The organism is Micromonospora sp. BS32 (assembly GCF_059089345.1).
In genome coordinates this window covers 36,670-58,055 of the sequence record NZ_JBSSHR010000019.1, presented here as the reverse complement: position 1 = coordinate 58,055, position 21,386 = coordinate 36,670, and the positions used below count along the sequence as shown (strand labels likewise).

The following is a 21,386-nucleotide window of genomic DNA, read 5'->3' as shown; positions in this document are numbered from 1 at the left end:
CTCCCGGGCGGACGTCGCCATGGTCTGCTCTCTGCGGAGAGGAGACCACAGTGCGTACCGTTCTCGTGTGCGTTCGGACACCGCTCGCCGCGCAGCAGTTGACCAACGCGGCAGCCCGACTGGGGCTGGCCGCGGTGGTGCGGACAGCCGTCTCCGATCCCGAGGTGATGCTGCGACTCGCCGAACGTCCGGTGGACGTGGTGCTCGCCGACACCGCCCTGACCCGGCCGGACAGCGCCGGCTTCGTCCGCCGGGTGCTGGCCCGCGCGCCGCAGGCCGCGGTGCTGCTGCTCGGCACCGAGGAGTCCGAGGCGGCGGCCGCGACCATCAACGCCGGAGCCCGGGGGCTCATCCAGGGCGCCGACAACGACCTGACCAGCGCGGTGGCCAAGGCCCTGCTGCTGCTCTCCGCGCCCGGCCGGACGGCCCGGCACCGGGTGAACGACCCGGCCCGGGACACCGCGGCGGTCGGTGCGCCACCCCGGCCCGCCGGCGGCCGTAACGCCGGACCGTCCTGGCCCGCCGGGCCGGCCGAGGGGCCGGGCGGTGCGCCGTCGGTGGTACCCGTGCAGCGCGGTGACGACGAGGTGGAGCCGGACGGCGGCGAGCCCGAGCCGGCCGCCCCCGCCGGTCAGCGGTCCGCGCCCGGCGCGCGCAACGGCCGCGCCCCGGTCGGGCTGACCGAGCGGGAACTACAGGTGCTGCTCGGCATGGCCGAGGGGAAGAGCAACGCGGAGATCGGGCGGGAGCTGTTCGTCTCGGAGGACACCGTCAAGACGCACGCCCGCCGGCTCTTCCGCAAGCTGGGCGCCCGGGACCGGGCGCACGCGGTGGCCGCCGGCTTCCGGGCCGGGCTGGTGGCCTGAGCCGGGGATCAGTCCTCCGTGGCGTCGTCCTCGGCGGCGTCGGTGAGCGTGTCGTGCACCCCGTCGGCGTAGCCGCGCGCGTAGTCCCAGGTGACGTAGTGGTCCGGATCCGGGTCGTAGGCCGGCTCGTGCACCCGCGGGCGCCCGGAGGTGAGCAGGTGACGCAGGTTGCCGCGGAGCAGATCCCAGTCGAAGTAGTGCGGCTCGCGGCAGTCCTCGCACTCGATGACCAGCCCACGCACCCCGATCGGCGCCAGCAGGGCCTGGTAGATCTCCAGGTCCGCCAGGTCCTCCAGCACGTCCTGGCGCTCGACCTCGGTCAGCGGGTCGAGCGGGGCGTCCTCGCCCGGATCGTGCAGGCCCGCTGCCGGATCGGCGGGGTCGCCGTTGAACGGGTCGATGGGCTCCTCGTGCACCCTCTCACCGTAGACCCAACCCCCGCGCGACGCGTCCCCCCGCCGGGCCCCTGTGGCGCTGCCGACCCGCGGCGGCACCGCCGGGGGCGGCGCAGCTCAATGGGTACGATGAAGCGACGCGCCGTCATCCCGGCGAGCGCCGGCGCCCGCGCCTGCCGCCGCGCCGGAGCCCGTCCGAGCAGCTCAGGAGAGCACATCGTGGAGAATTCGCCCAGCACCGATCTTCCGGCCGGCGTCAACACCGGCGAGCTGGGCGGTCACCTGCCGGAGTTGCCCGCCGGCTCGGCGCGGGTGGTCCCGCTCGGGCTGACCTTCGACGACGTGCTGCTTCAGCCGGGCGAGTCGGACGTGGTGCCCAGCCGGGTCAACACCCGGACGAAGCTCACCCGCAACATCGAGCTGACCGTGCCGCTGCTCTCCAGCGCGATGGACACCGTCACCGAGGCGCGGATGGCGATCGCGATGGCCCGCCAGGGCGGCATCGGCGTGCTGCACCGCAACCTCTCCCTCGAGGACCAGGCGCTCCAGGTCGACCTGGTGAAGCGCTCCGAGTCCGGCATGATCACCAACCCGGTGACGGCCAGCCCCGACGACACCCTCCGCGACGTCGACGCGCTCTGCGGCCGCTACCGCATCTCCGGCGTGCCGGTGGTCGACGCCGGCGGCCAGCTGGTCGGCATCGTCACCAACCGCGACATGCGGTTCGAATCCGAGCCGAGCACCCGGGTCCGCGACATCATGACCCACACCCCGCTGATCACCGCGCCGGTCGGGGTGAGCAAGGACGACGCGCTCGACCTGCTGCGCCGGCACAAGGTGGAGAAGCTGCCGATCGTCGACGACTCGGGTCGGCTGCGCGGGCTGATCACCGTCAAGGACTTCACCAAGAGCGAGCAGTACCCGAACGCCACGAAGGACGACGCGGGCCGGCTCCGGGTCGCCGCCGCCATCGGCGTCGGCGAGGACGCGTACAAGCGGGCCCGGACCCTGGTCGACGCGGGCGTCGACGTGCTGATCGTGGACACCGCGCACGGCCACCAGCGGGCGGTGCTGGACATGGTCCGCCAGCTCAAGAAGGACGTCACGATCGACATCGTGGGCGGCAACGTCGCCACCTACGCCGGCGCGAAGGCGCTGGTCGACGCGGGCGCCGACGGCGTCAAGGTCGGGGTGGGTCCGGGCGCGATCTGCACCACCCGGATCGTGGCCGGGGTCGGCGTACCGCAGATCACCGCGATCATGGAGGCCGCGCGGGCCGCCCGCCCGGCCGGCGTGCCGGTGATCGGCGACGGCGGCATCCAGTACTCCGGCGACATCGCCAAGGCGCTGGTGGCCGGCGCCGACACGGTGATGCTCGGCAGCCTGCTGGCCGGCTGCGAGGAGAGCCCCGGCGAGCTGATCTTCATCAACGGCAAGCAGTACAAGGCGTACCGGGGGATGGGCTCGCTCGGCGCGATGCAGTCCCGCGGCCAGGCCAAGTCGTACAGCAAGGACCGCTACTTCCAGCAGGACGTGCTCGCCGAGGACAAGCTGGTCCCCGAGGGCGTGGAGGGCCAGGTGCCCTACCGGGGGCCGCTCTCCGCGGTCGCCCACCAGCTCATCGGCGGGCTCCGCGCCGCGATGGGATACGTCGGCGCGGAGAGCATCCCCGAGCTGCACCGCCGGGGCCAGCTCATCCGGATCACCGCGGCCGGGCTCAAGGAGAGCCACCCGCACGACATCCAGATGACCGTCGAGGCGCCCAACTACCACTCCCGCTGACCATCACCCCCGAACACCTGGAGTCCCCATGCGTGACGTGGTCGAGATCGGGCTGGGCAAGACCGCGCAGCGCGGCTACCACCTGGACGACATCGCCATCGTGCCGAGCCGCCGGACCCGGGACGTCGACGACGTCTCCACGGCCTGGCAGCTCGACGCGTACCCGTTCGGCATCCCCTGCGTCGGGCACCCGTCGGACGCCACCATGAGCCCGGCGTCCGCGGTGAGGCTCGGCCAGCTCGGTGGCCTCGGCGTGCTCAACGTCGAGGGCCTCTGGACCCGGTACGAGAACCCGACCAAGATCCTGGAGGAGCTGGCCGGCCTCGGTGAGGACGCCCGGGCCACCAAGCGGCTCCAGGAGGTCTACGCGGAGCCGATCCGCCCCGACCTGATCGCCGAGCGGGTCCGCGAGCTGCGGGCCGGCGGCGGCACGGTGGCCGTCCGGGTCTCCCCGCAGCACACCCTGGCGCTCGCCCCGGTCATCCTCGACGCGGGCGTGGACATCCTGGTCATCCAGGGCACCATCGTCTCGGCCGAGCACGTCTCGACCACCGACGAGCCGCTGAACCTCAAGGAGTTCATCGCCGACCTCGACCTGCCGGTGGTCGTGGGCGGCTGCACCGACTACAAGACGGCGCTGCACCTGATGCGCACCGGCGCGGCCGGTGTCATCGTCGGCATCGGCGGCGACGACTGGTCGACCACCGAGTCGGTGCTCGGCATCCGGGTGCCGATGGCCACCGCGATCGCCGACGCCGCCGCAGCCCGCCGGGACTACCTCGACGAGACCGGCGGCCGGTACGTGCACCTGATCGCCGACGGCGACATCCAGACCTCCGGCGACATCGCCAAGGCGCTCGGCTGCGGCGCCGACGCGGTGATGCTCGGCGAGCCGCTCTCGCTCTGCGAGGAGGCGCCGGCCGGTGGCGCCTGGTGGCACTCGGCGGCCAGCCACCCGTCGCTGCCGCGCGGCGCGTTCGAGGTGGCCGGCGAGCCGATCGGCTCGATGGAGCAGCTCCTCTTCGGCCCGGCCGACGAGCCGGACGGCCAGCTCAACCTCTTCGGCGGGCTGCGCCGGGCGATGGCCAAGTGCGGTTACCGCGACCTCAAGGAGTTCCAGAAGGTCGGCCTGGTCCTCGACCGCTGACCGGTCGCGCACACGTCGGAAGCCGGCCCACCGTCACGGTGGGCCGGCTTCGTCGTACCGCGCGGTGGAAGTCTCCGATCCGGCCTCGGCTCCCGCCACCCTGGCTAGGCTCGTCGGAGATCGAAGAGGAGGAGCGCATGGTCCAGACCGGACGGAGCCGGGCCCGCCGCCGGTTGGCCCTCGTCGCCGCGCTGACCTGCGTCGTCGCGTCCGGCGCGGGCTGCACCGACGACGGGTTCCGGCCCGGGGCGGCCGACGCCGGGGACCCGTACGTGCCCGGCCACGGCAACGGCGGTTACGACGTCTCGGCGTACCGGCTGCGGGTGCGCTACGACCCGGCGAGCGACCGGCTCACCGGCCACGCCGCCGTCGACGCCACCGCCACCCAGGCGCTCTCCCGGTTCAACCTTGACCTGGTCGGGCTGGACGTCTCCCGGGTCACCGTCGGCGGGACGACCGCCGCGCACCGGCGCGACGGCGACGAACTGGTGGTCACCCCGCCCCGGGGGCTGCCGCGCGGCGCCGGCTTCACCGTCGAGGTCGACTACGCCGGGGTGCCCACGGCCGTCTCCGACGGCGTGCTGGGCAGCGGCGGCTGGCTGCACACCGCCGACGGGGCGATCGCGCTCGGCCAGCCCGACTCGGCGGCCACCTGGTTCCCGGTCGACGACCACCCGTCGGACAAGGCGACGTACCAGGTGGAGGCGACCGTCCCGGAGGGACTCGCGGCGATCGGCAACGGGGTGCCCGGGGAGCGGACCAGCGCGGACGGCTGGACCACCTGGCGGTGGACCGAGTCGTCCCCGATGGCCAGCTACCTGTGCACGCTGGTGATCGGCGACTACCGGGTCACCACCGGCACCCACGCCGGCCGGCCGATGGTCACCGCGGTCGCCGCCGGGCTGCCCGCCGACGGCCCGGCGGCCCGCTCGCTCGCCCGCACCGGGGCCATCGTGGACTTCCTCGCCGAACGCTTCGGCCCGTACCCGTTCGACGCGTACGGCGGGGTGGCGATCGCCGACGACCGGATCCGGTACGCCCTGGAGACCCAGTCCCGGCCGGTGTACGGTCCGGGCTTCTTCCGCACCGGGCGGCCGGACGAGGGAGTGGTCGCGCACGAGCTGGCCCACCAGTGGTTCGGTGACAGCGTCTCGGTGGCCCGGTGGAGCGACATCTGGCTCAACGAGGGCTTCGCCACCTACGCCGAGTGGCTCTGGGCCGAGCACACCGGTGGCCGTACCGCGCAGCGCGCCTTCGAGCTCCAGTACGCGGTGACCGACTGGTCCGAGCCGTCCGTCGACCCGGGAACCGCGGAGCTCTTCGGCGACGCCGTCTACCGGCGCGGCGCCCTGGCCGTGCACGCGTTGCGCCGCACCGTCGGCGACGACACCTTCTTCCGCATCCTGCGCGGCTGGACCGCCGAGCGGAAGGGCGGCACCGCCACCACCGCCGACTTCGTGGCGTACGCCGGGAAGGTCGCCGGTCGGTCGCTCGACGCCTTCTTCGACGCCTGGCTGGTCGGCGCCACCGCTCCCGGCCTGCCGTGACGACGTGGTGACCGTCGATCGCTAGGCTGCCGACGACGACCGACCCGGCCGGGCGGTCGCGCCACGGGGAAGGGCGAACGATGAGAAGGATGCGGAGGAGCCTGTCGATGGGCGCCGCGCTGCTGGCGACCGGCGCACTCGGGCTGACGGCCTGCGACGCGGAGGAGCCGGCCCCGTCGGCGACGTCGTCGACGGCGACCACGAGCGCCGAGCCGCAGCCGTCGCGGAACTTCCAGCCCGGGGCGGCCGGCGTCGGGGACGCCTACTTCCCGACGTACGGCAACGGCGGCTACGACGTCGCCGGCTACACGGTCAAGGTCCGCTACGACCCGAAGTCCGACAAGCTCACCGGCGTCACCACGGTCCGGGCGAAGGCCACCGCCGACCTGAAGTCGTTCCACCTGGACCTCGCCGGCCTCGCCGCGAGCGCGGTGACCGTCGACGGCGCCGACGCCGGCCACACGGCGGAGAAGAACGAACTGGTGGTCACCCCGGCGACCGGGCTGGCCAAGGACGCCGACTTCGTCGCCGAGATCACCTACGGCGGTACGCCGAGGGCGCTGAAGAACGAGGTGATCGGCGACGGCGGCTGGCTGCACACCGCCGACGGCGCGATCGCCCTCGGCCAGCCGGAGTCGGCCAGCACCTGGTACCCGGTCAACGACCACCCCTCCGACAAGGCCACCTACGACTTCGAGATCACCGTCCCGGACGGGCTGACCGCGGTCAGCAACGGCGTACCGGGCGGGAAGACCAGCACCGGTGGCTGGACGACCTGGAAGTGGTCGGAGAGGTCCCCGATGGCCAGCTACCTGAGCACCGTCGTGATCGGCAACTTCCGGATCACCACCGGGCAGCACAAGGGACGGCCGGTCTACAGCGCCGTCACCACCAAGGTGGCCAAGGGCGCGGCGGACCGGTCCATCGCGCAGACCGTGAAGGTGGCCGACTACCTGGAGACCGTCTTCGGCCCGTACCCGTTCGGCGCGTACGGCGGGGTGGTCGTCTCCGACGACCGCATCCACTACGCGCTGGAGACGCAGAGCCGCCCGGTCTACTCCGCCGGCTTCTTCCGCCGCGGCGAGAACACCCAGGTGGTCGCGCACGAGCTGGCCCACCAGTGGTTCGGCGACAGCGTGGCGCTGGAGAAGTGGCAGGACATCTGGCTGAACGAGGGTCTGGCCACGTACGCCGAGTGGCTCTGGGCGGAGCACACCGGGGAGTACACCGCCCAGCAGGCGTTCGACATCCGGATGGCCCGGGTGCCGGCCGCGGTCTGGAAGACCCCGCCCGGCAGGCCGGGGGTGAAGAACCTGTTCGGCGAGTCGGTCTACCAGCGCGGTGGGATGACGGCGCACGCGCTGCGGATGTCCGTCGGCGACCAGAAGTTCTTCCAGATCATCAAGGCCTGGGCCAAGGAGCAGCGGGACGGCAACGGCACCACGGCCGAGTTCGTGGCGCTGGCCGAGCGGATCTCCGGCAAGCAGCTCGACGCGCTCTTCGCCGCCTGGCTCAACGGCACGAAGAAGCCCGCCGTCCCGAAGAAGCTCTAGTTCTTCACCCGCAGCTCGGGGTGGGCGTCGAGGTACTGTTCCGCGTCGCCCGCCTTGAGCGCGGGGAGGAAGCCCCGGCCGACCGGGGTGAGCTGCTCACCCTTGTAGGCGCTGCCCTTGCCCACCCCGTTGCCGGGGAGCGCGACCAGGGTGAACCGGGCGATGTCCAGCCCGCCCAGGGCGTAGGCGACGTCGACGATCCGCGGGCCGCCGACGTAGATCAGGCTGGCGCCGAGCGCGTCGATGACCTGCTGCACCCGGTCCGGCTGCCGGGCCAGGTCGTCGCTCAGGATCTTGGCGGTCAGCGCCCGGATCAGCTGCTGCTGGTGGCGCTGCCGGGCGTAGTCGCCGCCGGTGATGTAGCGCTGCCGGCCGTAGTCCAGCGCCTGCCAGCCGTTGAGGTGGCGGTCGCCCGGCTCGTAGACCATCTGCGGCCCGGTGTAACCGCCGCCCGACGGGAGCAGGTCCCGGTACTTCCCGTCCGGCCTGCGGTGGATGGAGGTCACCTTCTCGTCGACGTAGAGGTCGACCCCGCCGAGGGTGTTGACCAGCTTCTCGAACCCCGGAAAGTTGATCACCGCGCCGGCGTCGATGCGCAGCCCGGTGTAGCCGCTGACCGTGCTGCGCAGCAGCTCGTACCCCTGGGCCGGGTTCGGCTCCTTCGGCTTGCCGGGCACCCGGCTGCCGTAGCTCATCGAGTGGGTCAGCTTCGTCCGGCCGCCCTTCCAGCCCGACTTCGGGAACGCCGGGATGTCGACCAGCAGGTCGCGGGGGAGCGAGAAGAGGTACGCCCGGTCCAGCCCGGCCGGTACGTGCAGCACCAGCACCGCGTCGCTGTGCGGCTCCCAGCCGGGCACGCTGACCCGGGTGTCCAGGCCGACGACCAGCAGGTTGAGCGGGCCGGTGACGCCGGTGCCGGGCGGGGCGGTCGGGCTCGGGGTGGCGGTGGCGGCCTGTGGGGTGCCGGTGGCGGCGACCGCGCCGGTCCGCCGGGACGGCTCGTCGTCGCGGACCAGCCGGGCGATCACCAGGGCGGCCGCCACCACCAGGAGCACCGCCCCGAGGGCGGCCACGCCCAATATCCAGCGCGGTCGCCGCGCTCCGCTCTCCTGGCTCATCCTCGCCACCCCCGTGTGCACAACGCTCCGACAGGGGGCGGAAGTTGCGGCCCGGGCCGGGCGGACCAGCTCGACAGCATCATGATCGCCGCAAAACGGCACTGGCGCGATGGCTACCCACCGGTAATGATGCGTTCATGCGGTACGACGTGGTCGTCATCGGGTCCGGCTTCGGCGGCAGCGTCACCGCCCTGAGGCTGGCCGAGAAGGGGTACACCGTCGGGGTCCTGGAGGCCGGCCGGCGGTTCGCCGACGACGAGTTCCCCCAGACCTCGTGGCGGGCCCGGCGCTTCCTCTGGGCGCCGAGGCTCGGCTGCTACGGCCTGCAACGGATCACCCTGCTCCGCTCGGCCGACCGGAAGTCCGGCGGCGGCGTCATGGTGCTCTCCGGCGCCGGGGTGGGCGGCGGCTCCCTGGTCTACGCCAACACCCTCTACGAGCCGCTGGACGCCTTCTACGCCGACCCGCAGTGGCGGAACGTCACCGACTGGCGCGACGAGTTGGCCCGCCACTACGACCAGGCCAAGCGGATGCTCGGAGTCACCACGTACCCGATCGTCACCGGCGCGGACCGGGCGATGCGGGCGGTCGCCGAGCGGATGGGGGTGGCGCACACCTTCCACGCCACCCCGGTCGGGGTGCACATCGGCCGCCCCGGGCAGCGGGTCGCCGACCCGTACTTCGGCGGGGTGGGGCCGGAGCGGACGGGCTGCACGCACTGCGGCTCGTGCATGACCGGTTGCCGGCACGGCGCCAAGAACACCCTGGTCAAGAACTACCTCTGGCTGGCCGAGCGGCTCGGCGCCCGGGTCCACCCGCTGACCACGGTCACCGCGGTCCGCCCGGCCGCCGACGGCGGGTACGAGGTGCACACCGTGCGTACCGGGGCCTGGCTGCGCAGGCGCCGGCAGGTGATCCACGCCGACCAGGTGGTCTTCGCCGCCGGGGCGCTCGGCACCCAGCGGCTGCTGCACGAGATGAAGGCGAGCGGGGCGCTGCCCCACCTGTCGGACCGGCTGGGCGAGCTGACCCGGACGAACTCGGAGGCGATCCTCGGCGCCTCGGTGCCCCGCCAACGGGCCCGGGCGCAGCGGATGGACTTCACCGAGGGGGTGGCGATCACCAGCTCGTTCCACCCCGACCCGCAGACCCACATCGAGCCGGTCCGCTACGGCCGCGGTTCCAACGCGATGGGGCTGCTCCAGTCGCTGCTGGTCGACGGCGGCCCGCACCGGGTCCGGCGCTGGCTGGGCAGCATCGTCCGGCAGCCCGGCCTGGCGGCCCGGATGCTCTCGGTGCGCGGCTGGTCCGAGCGGACGGTGATCGCGCTGGTGATGCAGTCCGCCGACAACTCGCTGACCACCCGCTGGCGGCGCGGCCCGTTCGGCCGGCGGCTGGTCTCCGGTCCGGGGCACGGTGCGCCCAACCCGACCTGGATCCCGGCCGGCAACCAGGCGGTCCGGCTGCTCGGTGAGGAGATCGGCGGCACCCCCGGCGGCGCGCTGACCGAGCCGTTCAACATCCCGATGACCGCGCACATCCTCGGCGGTGCGGTGATCGGCGCGACCCCCGGCGACGGGGTGATCGACCCCTGGCACCGGGTGTACGGCCACCCGGGGCTGCACGTGGTGGACGGCGCGGCGGTCTCCGCCAACCTCGGCGTCAACCCGTCGCTGACGATCACCGCCCAGGCGGAGCGGGCGATGTCCTTCTGGCCCAACAAGGGCGAGGAGGACCCCCGGCCGCCGCTCGGCGAGGCGTACCGCCGGGTGGCGGCCGTAACACCGCGGAGTCCGGCGGTGCCGGCGGGCGCCCCGGCGGCGCTCCGTCCCTGAGCGCCACCGGCGGCGACCCTGACCGGCGGCGACGTGACGCGGCGCGCGGGAAGCACGGCCCGTGCCCGGGCCGGAAGTGACTGTCGGTAGGCTTTCTGCACATGAGCACGCCTCGCCCCGTCCTCGTGGTGGACTTCGGAGCCCAGTACGCCCAGCTCATCGCGCGTCGGGTGCGCGAGGCGAAGGTCTACTCGGAGATCGTCCCGCACTCCATGCCGGTCGCCGAGATGCTGGCGAAGAACCCGGCCGCGATCATCCTGTCCGGCGGCCCGTCCAGCGTCTACGCGCCCGACGCGCCGCAGATCGACGCCGGGATGTTCACCGCCGACGTGCCGGTCTTCGGCATCTGCTACGGCTTCCAGGCGATGGCCCAGGCGCTCGGCGGCACGGTCGCGCGGACCGGCAACCGCGAGTACGGCGGCACCCCGCTGCGTCCCCGCCTCCTCGAACCCGGCGTGCTCCTGCGCGATCTGCCGGCTGATCTGCCGGTCTGGATGAGCCACGGCGACGCGGTGACCGAGGCGCCCGAGGGCTTCACGGTGACCGCCGAGTCGGCGGGCGCGCCGGTGGCGGCGTTCGAGGACCTGGTCGGGCGCCGGGCCGGCGTGCAGTTCCACCCGGAGGTCGGGCACACCGCGCACGGCCAGGAGATGCTGTCCCGGTTCCTCTACGACATCGCCGGCATCGAGCCGACCTGGACCCCGTCGAACATCATCGACGAGCAGGTGGCCCGGATCCGGGAGCAGGTGGGCGACAAGGAGGTCATCTGCGGCCTGAGCGGCGGGGTGGACTCGGCGGTCGCCGCCGCGCTGGTGCACAAGGCCGTCGGTGACCAGCTCACCTGCGTCTTCGTCGACCACGGCCTGCTGCGCGCGGGCGAGGCCGAGCAGGTGGAGAAGGACTACGTCGCGGCCACCGGCATCAAGCTCAAGGTGGTCGACGCGCAGGAGCGCTTCCTCGGCGCGCTGGCCGGGGTGACCGATCCGGAGCAGAAGCGCAAGATCATCGGCCGGGAGTTCATCCGGGTCTTCGAGGCCGCCGCCCGGGACATCGCCTCGCACGGCGACGTCGAGTTCCTGGTGCAGGGCACCCTCTACCCGGACGTGGTGGAGTCCGGCGGCGGCACCGGCACCGCCAACATCAAGAGTCACCACAACGTCGGCGGCCTGCCGGAGGACCTGAAGTTCGCCCTGGTCGAACCGCTGCGCACGCTCTTCAAGGACGAGGTCCGGGCGCTCGGCCTGGAGCTGGGCCTGCCCGAGGCGATGGTCTGGCGGCACCCGTTCCCCGGTCCGGGCCTGGCCATCCGGATCATCGGCGCGGTCGACCGGGAGCGGCTCGAGCTGCTGCGCCGGGCCGACCTGATCGCCCGGGAGGAGCTGACCGCCGCCGGCCTGGACCGGGGCGTCTGGCAGTTCCCGGTAGTGCTCCTGGCCGACGTGCGCAGCGTCGGTGTGCAGGGTGACGGGCGCAGCTACGGGCATCCCGTGGTGCTGCGCCCGGTCTCCAGCGAGGACGCGATGACCGCCGACTGGTCCCGGCTGCCCTACGAGGTGGTCGCCCGGATCTCCACCCGGATCACCAACGAGGTCGCCGAGGTCAACCGGGTGGTCCTGGACGTGACCAGCAAGCCGCCGGGCACCATCGAGTGGGAGTGAGCCGGCCGGCTCAGGCGGCCGGCGGCGTCGGCGGCTGAGGCGCGGTCCGGGGCTCGGGCTCCGGCCGCACGGTCGGCACCGCCGCCGTGGCCGCGGTCGGCCAGTCGCGCGGGGCCGGCTGCGGCGCCGGGGTCGGCCAGCCGGCCGGGCCGGCCTGGGGCGCGACGCCCGTCGGGTGCGGCCAGGCGGGGGCGTCCGCCGGCTCCTCCGGCATCAGGAACCACATGATCGGGTACGCCAGCGCGGCGAAACCGCCGGTGACCAGGGCCGCCACCGCGAAGACCACCCGGACCAGGGTGGGGTCGACGGCGAAGTACCGGCCGATGCCGCTGGCGACGCCGGCCACCATCCGGTCCGTCGTCGGGCGGCGGAGCTGCTTGTACGGGGCGTGGGGGGTGTGGGTCGAGGTCATGTCTCCACGCTCCGCGCCGGCTGGCCGGCCGTCCTCGGTGACCGCCCCGATCCCTACCCTGATCGATCCCTGAGGTGCCAGCCAAGAGTCAGGAATCTGACTCTTTTCGATACAGGTAACCCAGGGCGGGGAGAATTTAGCTCCGTGACCACCTTGCTGGAGCCGCTCCGCAGGATCGCGGCATACGCAGTCTGTGCTGATTCAGTCGGCCGAGTGTTGCTGGTCCGCGCATCGGGGCGCTCCGGCACCCCCGGCGTGTGGTCCCTGCCCGGTGGGGCGGTCGACCACGGTGAGGACCCGAAGCACACCGTCGTCCGGGAAACCGCCGCCGAGACCGGGCTCTCGGTCGCCGTGTCCGGCCTCGACGACGTGCTCGCCGACATGCGGGCGCTGCCCGACCGGGGCATCACCATCCACACCGACCGGCTGATCTACCGGGTCTCGGTCCGCGGCGGCACCCTCGCCGACCGCGTCGATCGGCCCACCGATCTGGCTCGCTGGGTGACCCCGGAGGAAGCGCGCCGGCTGCCGCTGCGCTCGTTCACCGCGCGCGCCCTCGCCCTGCCCGCCTCCTCGGCCGACATCGTGCCGGACGAGGCCCCCGAGTTCCCGTCCTTCTACGCCGTGCCCGGCCCGGACGGGCTGCACCGGGCGCAGCGCTTCGCCGCGTACGCGGTGGTGACCGACCCGGAGGGGCGGGTGCTGCTCACCCGGGTCTCCGACGGCTACCCGGGGGCGGGCTGCTGGCACCTGCCCGGCGGCGGCACCGACTACGGCGAGCAGCCGGGCGCCGCGCTGATCCGCGAGCTGGTCGAGGAGACCGGGCAGAACGGCCGCCTGGTCGAGCTGCTGGGCGTGGCCAGCCACCGGGACGCCGCCTCGCTCGGCCCGGAGGGCTACCCGATCGACTGGCACGGGGTGCGCGCCTTCTACCGGGTGGTGGTCGACCAGCCGGCCCCGCCGACCGTGTACGACGTCGGCGGCTCCACCTGTGAGGCGCGCTGGTTCGCCAAGGAGGAGCTGGGCGCACTCCCCACCGACCGCCTCACCGAGGTGACGGCCGAGGCCGTGCAGGCGGCCCGGCTCACCTGACCTCCCGACCGGTCGACCGGCACGCCGGCCGCCCGACCGCTAACCTCATGATCGACGGGGTGAGGGCGGGAGAGTGGGCGTGCGGGAGCGGCGGCGGATCGGCGCGTACGGGTTCTGCACGGACGACGCGGGGCGGGTGCTGCTGGCCCGTGGGGCGGCGTCCTGCCCGTACCCGGGGGTGTGGCAGCTGCCGGGTGGCGGCGTGGAGCACGCCGAGCACCCGGCGCACGCGGTGGTCCGGGAGTTCGCCGAGGAGACCGGCCTCGACGTCGAGGTGGCCGGGGCGCGGGCCGCGGTGGCCGACGTGGCCACCTTCCGCACCGCCGACGGCGGTCCCGACCTGGCCGTGCACACCGACCGGTTGATCTTCGACGTCCGGGTCCGCGGTGGCGAGCCGCGCCCCGAGCCGGTCGGCGGCAGCGACGCGCTGGCCTGGTTCACCCCGGACGAGGCGGCGGTGGTGCCGCTGATGCCGTTCACCGCCGAGCTGCTCGGCCTGCCGGTCACGCCGCTGCCGGCGGAGCTGCCCCGGCCGCTGCCGCCGGACGCCCCGCCCACCGCCGACCGTCGGCAGCGCTTCGCGGCGTACGGGCTGGTCACCGACCCGGCCGACCGGGTGCTGCTGACGATGATCGCGGCGGGCTACCCGGGCGCCGGCCGGTGGCACCTGCCCGGTGGTGGCACGGATCACGGCGAGCAGCCGGCGGCCGGGCTGCTGCGCGAGCTGGTGGAGGAGTCCGGGCAGCTCGGCCGGGTGGTCGAGCTGTTGACGGTCGACAATCTGCACAACCCTGCCGCGCTCGGTCCCGAGGGCCGGCCGCTGGACTGGCACGCGGTGAGGGTGGTCTACCGGGTCCGGGTCGACCGGCCGGGGGAGCCGGTGGTCACCGAGCAGGCCGGCGGATCGACCGAACGGGCGGCGTGGTTCACATCCGCGCAGGTCGCGGGCCTGCGGCTGACCGAGGTGGCGGCGCTGGCAACCGGACGTGCAGGCCGATAGCACCCGCTCGCCCGGCCAACCGGGGCGGGCTCCGGTACAGTCGAAACAGAGGTTGGCCGGAGAAAACAGGCGATGAGGCCAGAGATGGGAACAAGATAGCGGTTCGCGTGGTTAAGGGAGATATAAGTACCGCCGGCAGCTATCGCCAACCGCCACTTCCTGTGCAATGGTGTACTCCGCTTGAACGGGCTGCCGGGCCAACAGCGGTCCGGCACGAGACAGCCGGACACCCGCCCATCAGGGCGGTCAGCCGATCCGGTGATGGAGGAAACGTGCCGAGAGCCCCATGGCGCCGGCGTCGTACGACTGACAGTCCGCGCCCCGCAGGGCGTCGCTGGGCGGGCCGGTTGCGCCGCAGCAGCACGTTCGCCCGCCAGGTGCTGCTCGTCCGGGTGGGCCGTCGCGACGGCGACCTGCGTGGCGACACCGGGCTGGTGCTTCCCGAGCGCCTCGTCGACCGACAGCGCCGCCGGTACCTGGCCGACCGCTTCGACCGGACCATCGGCCCCGACCGGGCCGAGCTCGAGGCGATCATGCCGGTCAGCCCGGCCGTCGCCCCGACGTCGCCGGTCGACGACGACGCATCGGCGATGTCGATCCCGCTGCTGCCCGGTGCCCGCACCCCGGCCCGCCGGATGAAGTTCGCCCTGGTCAACGCCTGCACCCTGGCCAGCCTGGTGCTCGGCATCAACGCCATCTTCGTGGCGATGGCCGGTGAGGCCCGGGTGGCCGCGCTCCTCCTGATCGCCTGCGTGGCCTTCGACGGCCTCGACGGCGCCCTCGCCCGCAAGCTCGGCGTGGCCAGCCCGTTCGGCGCCCAGATGGACTCGCTGGCCGACATGTGCTCCTTCGGCCTCGCCGCCCCGGTGGTGGTCTACGCCTCGCTCGTCGGCTCGGCCCCCACCGGAGCCGCCGCCGTCGCCGCCGCGCTCGTCGCGGGCTGCGCCGCGATCCGGCTCGCCCGGTTCAACGTCTCGCCCAAGGACGGCCGCTTCTTCTGCGGCGTGCCGACCACCATGGCGGCGGCGGTGCTCGCCCTGACCGTCGCCATCGGGCTGCCGCTGCCGGCCGTCGTGCAGATCGCCGGCGTCGCGCTGCTCGCCTTCGCGATGGTCAGCAGCTTCCCGTACGCGAAGCTCGCCCGCCTGGTCAAGCTGCCCCCGTGGCTCTGGCTGGCCCCGGTGGTCGGTGCGCTGGTCGACATCCGGCTCACCTTCGCCCTCGTGGTGGTGGGCTACCTGGTCAGCGGCCCGCTGCTCTGGCTGCACCAGCGCCGGACCGCCTGACCCACCCGCACGTACGACGAAGGGGCGCCGCGACCGCGGCGCCCCTTCGCGCGTTCGTCACACCCAGCGGGCGATGACCGTGGAGCCGCCGACCACCTTGTCGCCGGGGCCGACCAGCGGCTCGGCGGCGTCCGCCGGCAGGTAGACGTCGGTGCGCGAGCCGAACCGGATCAGGCCGAAGCGCTCACCCCGGGCCAGCAGCGCGCCGACCGGCGCCCGCTGCACGATCCGCCGGGCGATCAGGCCGGTCCGCTGCGCCACCACCACCGTGCCGTGGTCGGTGTCCAGCACCGTGTACGCCGCCACGTTGTGCTCGGCGTCCGGCTTCATCGCGTTGACGAAGCCGCCGTCGGCGACGAAGTAGTCGACCACCTTGCCGGCGACCGGCGCCCGGTTGACGTGCACGTCCAGCACCGAGAGGAAGACGGCGACGCGCAGCCACTCGCCGGCGCCGAAGCGCTCGTCGTGCAGCCGCTGCACCGAGAGCACCTGGCCGTCCGCGGCGGCGACCACGGCGGACGGGTCCTCCGGGACGTCCCGCTGCGGGTCGCGGAAGAACGCGGCGACCGGGGCGGCGGCGAGCGCCGGCACCAGCCACAGCCGGGACTTCGGCCGGGTGAGCCGGGCCAGCGCGGCCAGCCCGAGGGCGATCCCGGCCGCCGCGACGCCGTTGGAGTCGAGGTGCATGCCCCGGGTCAGCGGGACGCTGGACGGCCGGTGCGCCGGGGCCAGCCGGGCGGCCAGCGCGACGTCGGCCGGGGTGAACCGGAGGTGGTGCACCCGGACCGGTGGGGTGTTGCGCAGCACCAGGTCGTTACCGACCCCGTGCAGCACGCCCTGCCGGTCCAGCTCGGCGGCGGCTCCGGCGCTGCGGAAGACCGGCGCGGCGACACTGAGCACGGAGCCGTCGGTGAGGTACTTGGCCAGCCCGTCGATCGTCGTCCGCGCCTCCTCGGCGGTGCCCGTGAACGGCTCGGCCGCGACCACCACCTCGGCGGCGTCCGCCTCGGCGAGGGTGTCGACGACGCGTACCCGGTCGGCGACCCAGCGGCCCTGGGCCGTCACGTGCTCGCGGAGCGCGGCGGCGCCGGTCGTCCCGGCCGGCACCACGGTGAGCGTGTCGCCGGGGAGCAGCGCGTCGATCGCCGCGGCCAGCACCGCGGACTCCGGGGCCGCGCCGACCAGGAGGGCGGTCTTCGGGTCGTTACGCCGGGCCAGCTCGGTGACGAGGGTACGGGCGGCGCGCTCGCCGATGCGGACCGGGCCGGACGGGCCGGGGGTGCGCACGGCGGGGGACTGGGTCATGTCGGACGGGCTCCTGACGGGGTAGAGACGGGCATCGCGGCGGGACCGCCCCCGTGACCTGGTCGGCGCGACCCCGGTCGGGCCGGGCGACCCGGCGGCGCGACCACGGGCGGGACGGCCGGCCGGCGGAGGCGGAATCTCCACCGGCCAGCATACGAGTCCGTGCCCGGCGGCCGCACCGGCGTGCTCAGGCCGGCGGTCGGTGTTCGCCGGCCGGGGGGCCGCTGACCGGGGCGGCCGACGGGAGGCGGGGCATCTCGCGCGTCCGGCCGTCGCCGGGTTCCTCCGCCGGCCCGTCCGGCGCGTCGGCCGGCGGGTCGGAGACGGCCTCCGCGGGCCGGTCGGTGACCGCCCCGGTGGGCCACTCGTCGGCCTCTGCCACCGGCCGGTACGCCGGCTCGGGCTCCGCCGCCGCTTCGTCCGGTCCCCACAACGGGGCGGAGGTGGTCTCCGGACCCTCGATCCGCACGTCGGCGGTCTCCGGGCCGTCCCACCGGTACGGGTCGCCGGTGCCCGCCCGGTCGGGTTCGGCGGCGGGCTCCGGCCCGCCGGCGTCGGCGGGCTCCCGGTCGGCGTGCCGAGCCGTGCGCAGCGCGCCGATCAGGCCGAGCAGACCGACCAGCAGCAGCGCACCGGCCAGGAACCAGCCGACCGGGGGCAGGGCCAGTCCGAGGATCTGGGCGAGCAGCCACCAGGCCGACAACCCGAGGAAGAGCAACCCGAAGGCGAGCGAGACGAGGTCGGTGCGGTGGACCCTCACCGGGTCACCTCCAGATTGCCGGCGTTGACGTGCACGTACAGGCGCAGTTTCCCACCGCCGGCGCCGTCGGCGCCGAGGTCGGTGACCTCCCGGGATCGGCCGTCCGTGCCGGCCGGCCGCTGGCCGAACACCGTGGCGTCGCCGGCCCGCACCTCGGTCACCGTGGTCACGTCGACGTTCGGCGGTACCACCACCGTCCCCTCGCCGAAGTTCACCACCACGGTGATCTCGGCGTCCCGGTTGGTGAAGTCCACCGCGCGCAGGTCCAGGGTGGCGTCGCCGAAGCTGTTCTCGTACCGGGTGGCGAGGGCACGGTAGTCGGCCGGCGACCAGGTCACGGTGCCGTCCACGCCGCGGATCCGGTCGTAGGACTCGGCCACCGTGGCCACCCCCAGTGCCGCGGTGGTGACCAGGCCCAGGGCGATCAGCCAGCGGGCCCGGCCGAACCAGGTGCCGACCAGCAGCCCGAGGCCGATGGTGGCCAGGGCCGCCGCGAAGTAGCCGGCCGCGCCGATCGGGAAGACGTCCAGCAGGTCCAGGACGGCGACCACGCCCAGCGCCAGGAAGATCAGCGAGAAGGTGACCGGTCCCAGCGCGGACCGCTCCCGCGGCCGCTTCGGCGGCTTGACCCTCGGCGGGGCCGGGGGCGGCGGCGGGTACGTCCCCGCCCAGGGGCCGCGCGGGGCGAACGGCGGCCGGTAGCCGCCGGGCGGCAGGGGCGCGGCCACCGGCGGCGCCGGGGGCACGACGGTCGACCCGGCCGGTAGCTCGGCGGTGGCCGGCGTACCCGTCCAGGTGCTCGCCGGCAGCTCGGCGGTACGGGGCTCGGCGGCGGCGAGCGGCGGCGGGGCGGCCGGCGCCGGAGCGAAGTAGTCGGGCGCCGGGTAGCTGACCGGGGGAACCGGTCCGGGCGGCGCGGCCGGCGGTCCGGGGGCGGGTGGCGGTGCCGCCCCGGGCCGGTTGTCCCGGTTGAGCAGCAGCGCCCCACCGATCAGGATGGCGGCACCGAGCAGCACGGCCCGGAACGCGTCGGTGACGATGTAGCCGAAGCTCACCGCCACGAGGATGCCGAGCACGATCACGGTGACCGGGGACATGCTGGATCGGCCGCGGCCGAGCATCGACTCCAGCGGGGAGGCAGTGTCCCCCTCGCCCGGGATGGTCAGCCACGCGGCGACGTAGACGAGCAGGCCGACGCCGCCGAAGAAGCCCAGCACGGCGAGGATCACCCGCCACAGCACCGGGTCGGTGTTGGTGGCCCGGCCGATCGCTGCGCAGACCCCGGCCAGGTAGCGGCCGTCGCGGGGACGGACCAGGCCGTACCGCGAGGTGAAGCCGGCGGCGCCGGACGGTGGGGCGTACCCACCGGGGGGCGGTGGCGGGTCGCCCCCTGCGGGCGACGCCGGCGCCGACCAGGCCGGGCCGGCGGCGGTCGGCGCGGTCGGCGCCCCGGCCGGCTCGGTCGGCCCGGGGCGGGGCGACGGGGCAGCTTCCTCGGTCATGCCTCGATCCTGCTGCGTGGCCCGCCCGAGCGTCCTCAGGACCCGACCCTGACGCCACCCTGAGATCCGGGCGCCCCCGAAGTCGGGGGCGTCCCCGTGGTCGCACGGCTCCGTCCCGTGTGACGATCGGAACCGGCGTCGACACGCACCGTTCGCGCGCCGTGCCGTCCGTGAGCAGGGAGCCTCCGATCAGCACCGTGACCCCGCCGCCCCGCCTCTACCGGGCGCCCGAGCACCGGATGGCCGCCGGTGTGGCGGCCGGCATCGCCGACCACCTCGGCATCTCGGTGCTGCGAGTCCGGGTCGCCTTCATGGTCCTGCTCGGCCTCAGCGGGCTGGGACTGCTGCTCTACGCCGCGTTCTGGGCGGTGGTGCCGCTGCGTCCCGGCGACACCAGCACGCCGGCCCGGCGGGACCTGGCCCAACTGCTGCCCTTCGTGCTGATCGGCCTCGGGGTGCTGCTGGTACAGGTGCTGGTCTTCGACTCCGTCGGCGCGACGGGCACCGCCGGCTGGCTGGTGGCGATCATCGCGGTCGGGGCCGGGGTGATCTGGCACCAGTCCGGGCCGGAGCGCCGCCGGCAGTGGGGCGAGTCGCTGCCGGTGCCGTGGCTCGGCGCGGTGATCGAGGAGAGCGACCGGCGGGCCTTCGTGCTCCGCTTCGTCGGCGGCGGCGTGCTGGTGGCGGTCGGCATCATCGGCGTGGCCGCGGTCTACTCGCCGGTGCAGAACGTCGACGCGGTGGTCAACGGCGTCATCTTCGCGCTGGTCGGGCTGGCCGGCGTCGGGGTGGTGGCGGCGCCGCTGCTCTGGCGGACCTGGAACCAGCTCCGCTCGGAGCGGGAGGGGCGGATCCGGGAGCAGGAACGCGCCGAGTTGGCCGCGATGGTGCACGACCAGGTGCTGCACACCCTCGCCCTGATCCAGCGCAACGCCAGCGACGTCAAGGCCGTACAGCGGCTGGCCCGGGGGCAGGAGCGCTCGCTGCGCAACTGGCTCTACAAGCCGACCGGGTCGCCCACCGAACGGTTCGCGGCGGCGCTGGAGCAGGCCGCCGCCGAGGTCGAGGACACCTTCGCCATCACCGTGGAGGCGGTGGTGGTCGGCGACCGGGAGACCGACGAGCGGGTCGGCGCGCTGGTGGCGGCGGCCCGGGAGGCCCTGGTCAACGCGGCCCGGCACGCCGGTGTGCAGACCGTCTCGCTCTACGCGGAGGTCGAGCCCGAGCAGGTGAGCGCGTTCGTCCGGGACCGGGGGAAGGGTTTCGATCCGGATACGGTGGAGGATCACCGGCACGGCGTCCGAGGTTCGATCATCGGGCGGATGAAACGGCACGACGGCCGGGCGGAGATCCGGTCCGGGCCGGGTGAGGGGACCGAGGTACGGCTGATCCTCCCGATCAGCGGCAGCGGCTCCACGGCGGAAAGGGACAAGTGACATGGCGGAGCAGTCGATGGATCCGGTGGAGGGGACGGCCCCCCGCGCGCAGCGGTTGCGGGTGTTCCTGGTCGACGACCACGCCATGTTCCGGGCCGGTGTCCGGGCCGAGCTGGGCGGGCACGTCGAGGTCGTCGGGGAGGCGAGCACGGTGGCCGAGGCGGTCGCCCGGATCGCCGCCACCGAGCCGGACGTGGTGCTGTTGGACGTGCACATGCCCGACGGTGGCGGGCGGGCGGTGCTGGACGCGATGCGGCGTACCCACCCGCAGGTCAGGTTCCTGGCGTTGAGCGTGTCGGACGCGGCCGAGGACGTGATCGGGCTGATCCGGGCCGGCGCCCGGGGGTACGTCACCAAGACCATCTCGCCGGACGAGCTGACCGCCGCGATCCGCCGGGTGGCCGACGGCGACGCCGTGTTCAGCCCCCGGCTGGCCGGGTTCGTGCTGGACGCCTTCGCGGCCCGGCCGGACGCCCCGGTGGCCGATCCGGAGCTGGACCAGCTCACCAACCGCGAGCGCGAGGTGCTGCGCCTGCTCGCCCGGGGCTACGCGTACAAGGAGATCGCCAAGGAGCTCTTCATCTCGATCAAGACGGTGGAGACGCACGTGTCGAACGTGCTGCGCAAGCTCCAGATGTCCAACCGGTACGAGCTGTCCCGCTGGGCGGCGGACCGCCGCCTGGTCTGATCCG

The 21,386-nt window shown here is 74.2% G+C and carries 16 protein-coding genes and 2 pseudogenes; 12 read left to right on the top strand and 6 right to left on the bottom strand.

The features are described 5' to 3' along the window. Window positions 1–50: 50 nt before the first annotated feature. On the top strand, window positions 51–866 hold the full coding sequence (locus AC5RWQ_RS24095) for a response regulator transcription factor (RefSeq protein WP_494284931.1): 816 nt from the start codon (window positions 51–53) through the stop codon (window positions 864–866). A gap of 8 nt (window positions 867–874) precedes the next feature. Here AC5RWQ_RS24095 and AC5RWQ_RS24090 read toward each other — a convergent pair whose 3' ends face one another. After that, window positions 875–1,282: a DUF5319 domain-containing protein gene (locus AC5RWQ_RS24090; RefSeq protein ID WP_494284930.1), complete on the bottom strand. Its 408-nt coding sequence runs from the start codon at window positions 1,280–1,282 to the stop codon at window positions 875–877. A gap of 198 nt (window positions 1,283–1,480) precedes the next feature. Here AC5RWQ_RS24090 and guaB point away from each other — a divergent pair, with 198 nt between their 5' ends. The 4 genes from guaB (at window position 1,481) to AC5RWQ_RS24070 (ending at window position 7,290) form a co-directional block, all read left to right on the top strand. Beyond that, window positions 1,481–3,043, top strand: coding sequence for an IMP dehydrogenase (gene guaB / locus AC5RWQ_RS24085; RefSeq protein WP_494284929.1), 1,563 nt, complete (start codon window positions 1,481–1,483; stop codon window positions 3,041–3,043). Window positions 3,044–3,071: 28 nt separating this feature from the next. Next, on the top strand, window positions 3,072–4,190 hold the full coding sequence (locus AC5RWQ_RS24080) for a GuaB3 family IMP dehydrogenase-related protein (protein ID WP_334493382.1): 1,119 nt from the start codon (window positions 3,072–3,074) through the stop codon (window positions 4,188–4,190). A gap of 137 nt (window positions 4,191–4,327) precedes the next feature. Then, window positions 4,328–5,737 (top strand): M1 family metallopeptidase, encoded by a 1,410-nt coding sequence (locus AC5RWQ_RS24075; protein ID WP_494284928.1) that lies wholly within the window; start codon window positions 4,328–4,330, stop codon window positions 5,735–5,737. A gap of 89 nt (window positions 5,738–5,826) precedes the next feature. Beyond that, window positions 5,827–7,290: a M1 family metallopeptidase gene (locus AC5RWQ_RS24070; RefSeq protein WP_494284927.1), complete on the top strand. Its 1,464-nt coding sequence runs from the start codon at window positions 5,827–5,829 to the stop codon at window positions 7,288–7,290. Here the strand turns inward: AC5RWQ_RS24070 and AC5RWQ_RS24065 are convergent. After that, a complete protein-coding gene (locus tag AC5RWQ_RS24065) occupies window positions 7,287–8,408 on the bottom strand; it encodes an LCP family protein (RefSeq protein ID WP_494284926.1) in 1,122 nt (373 codons plus the stop codon). The two genes, AC5RWQ_RS24070 and AC5RWQ_RS24065, sit on opposite strands and share 4 nt — an antisense overlap. A 137-nt stretch (window positions 8,409–8,545) precedes the next feature. On the opposite strand from AC5RWQ_RS24065, the gene AC5RWQ_RS24060 reads away from it, so the two are divergent. Continuing rightward, a complete protein-coding gene (locus AC5RWQ_RS24060) occupies window positions 8,546–10,243 on the top strand; it encodes an FAD-dependent oxidoreductase (RefSeq protein WP_494284925.1) in 1,698 nt (565 codons plus the stop codon). Window positions 10,244–10,344: 101 nt separating this feature from the next. Further along, a complete protein-coding gene (guaA, locus tag AC5RWQ_RS24055; RefSeq protein ID WP_494284924.1) occupies window positions 10,345–11,901 on the top strand; it encodes a glutamine-hydrolyzing GMP synthase in 1,557 nt (518 codons plus the stop codon). 109 nt (window positions 11,902–12,010) lie between these two features. Here guaA and AC5RWQ_RS24050 read toward each other — a convergent pair. Continuing rightward, window positions 12,011–12,313 (bottom strand): annotated as a pseudogene (locus AC5RWQ_RS24050) (PspC domain-containing protein); the annotation flags it as partial. A gap of 144 nt (window positions 12,314–12,457) precedes the next feature. On the opposite strand from AC5RWQ_RS24050, the gene AC5RWQ_RS24045 reads away from it, so the two are divergent. The 3 genes from AC5RWQ_RS24045 to AC5RWQ_RS24035 all read left to right on the top strand — a co-directional run bounded on the left by AC5RWQ_RS24045 (window position 12,458) and on the right by AC5RWQ_RS24035 (window position 15,691). After that, window positions 12,458–13,405 (top strand): NUDIX hydrolase, encoded by a 948-nt coding sequence (locus tag AC5RWQ_RS24045; RefSeq protein ID WP_494284923.1) that lies wholly within the window; start codon window positions 12,458–12,460, stop codon window positions 13,403–13,405. A 79-nt stretch (window positions 13,406–13,484) separates the two neighbouring features. Then, complete coding sequence (locus AC5RWQ_RS24040) at window positions 13,485–14,405, top strand: NUDIX domain-containing protein (RefSeq protein WP_494284922.1); 921 nt, start codon at window positions 13,485–13,487, stop codon at window positions 14,403–14,405. Between the two features lie 347 nt (window positions 14,406–14,752). Beyond that, window positions 14,753–15,691 (top strand): CDP-alcohol phosphatidyltransferase family protein, encoded by a 939-nt coding sequence (locus tag AC5RWQ_RS24035; protein ID WP_494284921.1) that lies wholly within the window; start codon window positions 14,753–14,755, stop codon window positions 15,689–15,691. A gap of 57 nt (window positions 15,692–15,748) precedes the next feature. On the opposite strand, the gene AC5RWQ_RS24030 is transcribed toward AC5RWQ_RS24035, so the two are convergent. From AC5RWQ_RS24030 to AC5RWQ_RS24020, 3 genes and pseudogenes are all read right to left on the bottom strand, one after another. Next, window positions 15,749–16,996, bottom strand: a complete 1,248-nt coding sequence (locus tag AC5RWQ_RS24030) for a phosphatidylserine decarboxylase (protein ID WP_494284920.1) — start codon at window positions 16,994–16,996, stop codon at window positions 15,749–15,751. Between the two features lie 517 nt (window positions 16,997–17,513). Beyond that, window positions 17,514–17,756 (bottom strand): annotated as a pseudogene (locus tag AC5RWQ_RS24025) (hypothetical protein); the annotation flags it as partial. Continuing rightward, window positions 17,753–19,258, bottom strand: coding sequence for a PspC domain-containing protein (locus AC5RWQ_RS24020; RefSeq protein WP_494284919.1), 1,506 nt, complete (start codon window positions 19,256–19,258; stop codon window positions 17,753–17,755). The pseudogene AC5RWQ_RS24025 and the gene AC5RWQ_RS24020, both read right to left, overlap by 4 nt. A gap of 170 nt (window positions 19,259–19,428) precedes the next feature. On the opposite strand from AC5RWQ_RS24020, the gene AC5RWQ_RS24015 reads away from it, so the two are divergent. Both AC5RWQ_RS24015 and AC5RWQ_RS24010 read left to right on the top strand, forming a co-directional pair. After that, a complete protein-coding gene (locus AC5RWQ_RS24015; protein ID WP_494284918.1) occupies window positions 19,429–20,694 on the top strand; it encodes a PspC domain-containing protein in 1,266 nt (421 codons plus the stop codon). A gap of 1 nt (window position 20,695) precedes the next feature. After that, on the top strand, window positions 20,696–21,382 hold the full coding sequence (locus tag AC5RWQ_RS24010) for a response regulator (protein ID WP_494284917.1): 687 nt from the start codon (window positions 20,696–20,698) through the stop codon (window positions 21,380–21,382). Window positions 21,383–21,386 lie beyond the last annotated feature (4 nt).